The 3,157-nt window shown below is 51.9% G+C and carries 3 protein-coding genes; all 3 read left to right on the top strand.

What is annotated here, in order from left to right; all coding sequences use genetic code 11:
* Window positions 1-315 precede the first annotated feature (315 nt).
* Window positions 316-1,530 (top strand): hypothetical protein, encoded by a 1,215-nt coding sequence (locus KOO63_13620; protein MBU8922850.1) that lies wholly within the window; start codon window positions 316-318, stop codon window positions 1,528-1,530.
* A gap of 159 nt (window positions 1,531-1,689) precedes the next feature.
* The gene (locus tag KOO63_13615) at window positions 1,690-1,902 is read left to right on the top strand and encodes a helix-turn-helix domain-containing protein (GenBank protein ID MBU8922849.1); all 213 of its coding nucleotides are present in this window, start codon (window positions 1,690-1,692) and stop codon (window positions 1,900-1,902) included.
* A gap of 101 nt (window positions 1,903-2,003) precedes the next feature.
* Window positions 2,004-2,996 carry a hypothetical protein gene (locus KOO63_13610; protein ID MBU8922848.1) on the top strand — a complete coding sequence of 331 codons (993 nt, stop codon included), beginning with the start codon at window positions 2,004-2,006 and terminating at the stop codon, window positions 2,994-2,996.
* Window positions 2,997-3,157: the final 161 nt, after the last annotated feature.

Raw genomic sequence — 3,157 nt, 5'->3', positions numbered from 1 at the left:
GAGGATATCCCTGGGTGGTTATTCCGGTGGAGCAGCGCGATACCTATATGACTTCCCTGGAAAAGGCCAGTGTTTCGGAAGATATCGTTCCCTTTGCTCGCTTCCTTTCGAGCCTGATAGAGAGCACGGAGGATTGAGGCACAATAATGGCCAAAAACCTAACCTACTGATAACGTATCAGTAGGTACGGTCCGATTACCGCCTGAATATTGGAACGAATACTGCCTTTTGCTCCACCACCCAATTCCTGGCTACCTTTTCAGCGTCCTTCGAGGCTACCTTTGGGGGTTTTCCCAAGGTGCAGTTGTTATTGGAATGAAAGCCGGAAGGACCTATGCTCCGACCATGGAGTGGGAAACCAACATCATCAAGAGGGATGAACTTTACTTGCAGGTATGGGCCAAGCCCATGCGCAACTTGGCTAAGGAATACGGGATTTCTGATTCCGGCCTGGCCAAGATTTGTAAAAAGCTTGAAATCCCTCGGCCAGGTCGAGGTTACTGGGCACGAAAGGCTGCAGGCCAGGATGTCGAGAAGGAACCCCTCCCCACTCCCGGCCCCCGCACACCGACCCAACATCGGGTCAGTCGCTGGCAGGACCCGTTTGACCACTTGGCCATGGGAGACGAAGCATTGTCCCTTCTGGAGCGCGAGGATGACGCCTCAATGGCTATCAGCGTCCCTAACGAGCTTCACAATCCCCATAAGTGGATACGGAAAAGTGCCGGTTTTCTAAAGCGGAACTCCCAGAGCCAAGCAAAGCTGAGAAATGAGCGGGCTTGCGTGGACATCATCGCTTCACGCAGTGCACTTGATAGAGCTCTTAGAATTGTCGACACGCTTTTCAAGGCCTTGGAAGAACGCGGGCTCAAGGTCGAGATCACAGAACCTGTTCCATACGCACCAGGGAAATACGGAGGACCGTCCAGCGGCAGCCCAAGCAAAACCGGCGTACATATCTTGGGCACTTTCATCAAGTTCGGGATTGTTGAAGGCGTTAACATCACCAAGAAGGAGCAGGAGCCGGTAAACTACCGATCAAACTACAGTTACACTCCTGCCTCCAAATACAATCACGAATTGAATGGCAAGCTGGCTCTGAAAATCTACACCAGCCTGCCAGGACAAAACCGCCAGACCTGGGGAGACGGAAAGCGTCAGCGGGTGGAGGATTGCCTCAAGCCGTTCGTGGTTGCCCTGATCCAGGGAGCAGAACGATCTCGACTTGATCGCCTCGAACGTGCCCGTCAACAGCGAGAGAGGGAAGAGGAACAGAAACGCCGGCAAGAAGAAGCCCGCCTACAGGAATTGGAGCGGGCCAAGATTGCGGACCTAAACCAAAGAATCGACAACTGGGCCCACGCAGCCAAGATCCGAGACTTCATTGCCGAGGTTGAGGCCGCGTCATATGCCCAGGGTGATGATACTTCGCCTGAAACCCCACTGGGGCAATGGATCACTTGGGCCAAGAGCCGTGCCACTCGACTGCACAATGCTTCCCTCAAAATCGAGCCTATCTCCAAAAACTAGCCTGTCAAGAAACAAGGCTGCATTGATCGGGAGGTCAATTCAGCCCATGCCTCTGGGGAAAAACCAAAAAAAGTTCAAATACTTCGGTCATGAATACCTTCCGGTACGTATGTAGAGTAGACAACCGTAGTTTTCCCACCTTTTCAGGAGATGAAGCCCATGATGACCAGTCCAAACTCTTTCCCCGATTTTGTTACCCTCACTGCCCAAGAAGTCGCGAAAATTCTGAATGTGTCCACAAAAACCCTAGAGACTTGGAGACGGACCGAATCTCAAAACCTCCCATTCATCAGAATCGGTAGGGCCATCCGCTACATACCATCCGACGTGAGTGAGTTCTTGAAGGAGAAGCGGCATTGTGCCAGCGGCTGACTCACAGGTTCAACAAGCATGTCCAAGCGGGAAAGACTAGCCCTTTGAAACGGAGCAAGTCCCATTATTCACATACGCAACTTCACTTAAGAGGATAAAACATGAAAAAGACGACCCAGGAAATTATAGAGCAAGACCGAAGGAATGGCACGAGTTGGCTTTCGACGGGCATCGGCAGCCTGGATGCCATCTGGGGCGGAGGTCTTCCGTCAGCCAGGATTGTTGAGATGCACTCCGAGTTTGGTCTGGGAATGACGAAAATCGCCCTCCAGCTTGCAGCGGACGTGGTTAAAAGTGGTCTGAATGTCGCTTATTTCGATGTGGCCAGAATATTGACTCTTGATCTGGAGCAAGAATTCGTCTGGGGCAAAAATGGGGGCAACTTCCAAAACTGGGGCCAATTCGACGTCTACTGCCCCACCACGTTTAGTCAGGTGGCCTACACCATGGAAAACGCCTACGAATCGGAGATGGGCTACGACCTCATCATTATCGACTCCCTTTCCTGCATTCAGATGGGCGATCATTGTGCAAATAATGAGGACGAGAATTCTCCCGGCGACATAGTTATGATGGAATTTGCCAAGGATAGTTTGGTGAAGTCCTTCAGGAATGTAATCGACGAAAATTTAATTAGTCTGTCCGTGCTTGTTCTAAACAATAAACATGCAGATACCACTCAGGCCGGGTTCCCCAATTCTCCCTGGAGTTCAGACCTGGATAATTTGTTCGACATCCGAACTGCAATCGCCCCTGGGATCTCGCTTGGATCGGCAGGTGTGGAAGATAAAGGTTATTTCCCTATCGATCTTGTCGCTTGGAACACCAAGGACTATCGCTTTTGTCCCTGCACGGTAGTTCCCCTTGTAAGGGCCACGGACGGATCGATCGACGAAGCTATGTCATTGGCCACATTCTTGGTTAAGCATGGCGTAATCAAACGGGACGGTGAGAATTACAGCGTCCTTGGGGAACAAGAGCCGATCGCCGGCCTGGATCGTCTTAGGGACTGGGCTGAAGAGAATATCAGAGAAGTCATGAATCTGGCTGAGAAAGTGGTCGCTCGGACTTCAGCGGAATCTACAGGGTCGTGATGAGGACGGAGCCGGGGGTTCGTAGTCGCAAGATCACTGTGGCGAAATAGAATTCCTGCCTGATTGGGGTGCAGAGATGCGGAAACCAACAAAGTCGATGGCATCCTTGGACCCGCGTCCCGCACCACTCCAGTATGAATCCAAGTCGCGGGGGGGGGGGG

The organism is Candidatus Latescibacterota bacterium, from assembly GCA_019038625.1.
Lineage (GTDB): Bacteria > Krumholzibacteriota > Krumholzibacteriia > Krumholzibacteriales > Krumholzibacteriaceae > JAGLYV01.
This window is presented reverse-complemented; position numbering and strand designations above follow the sequence as displayed.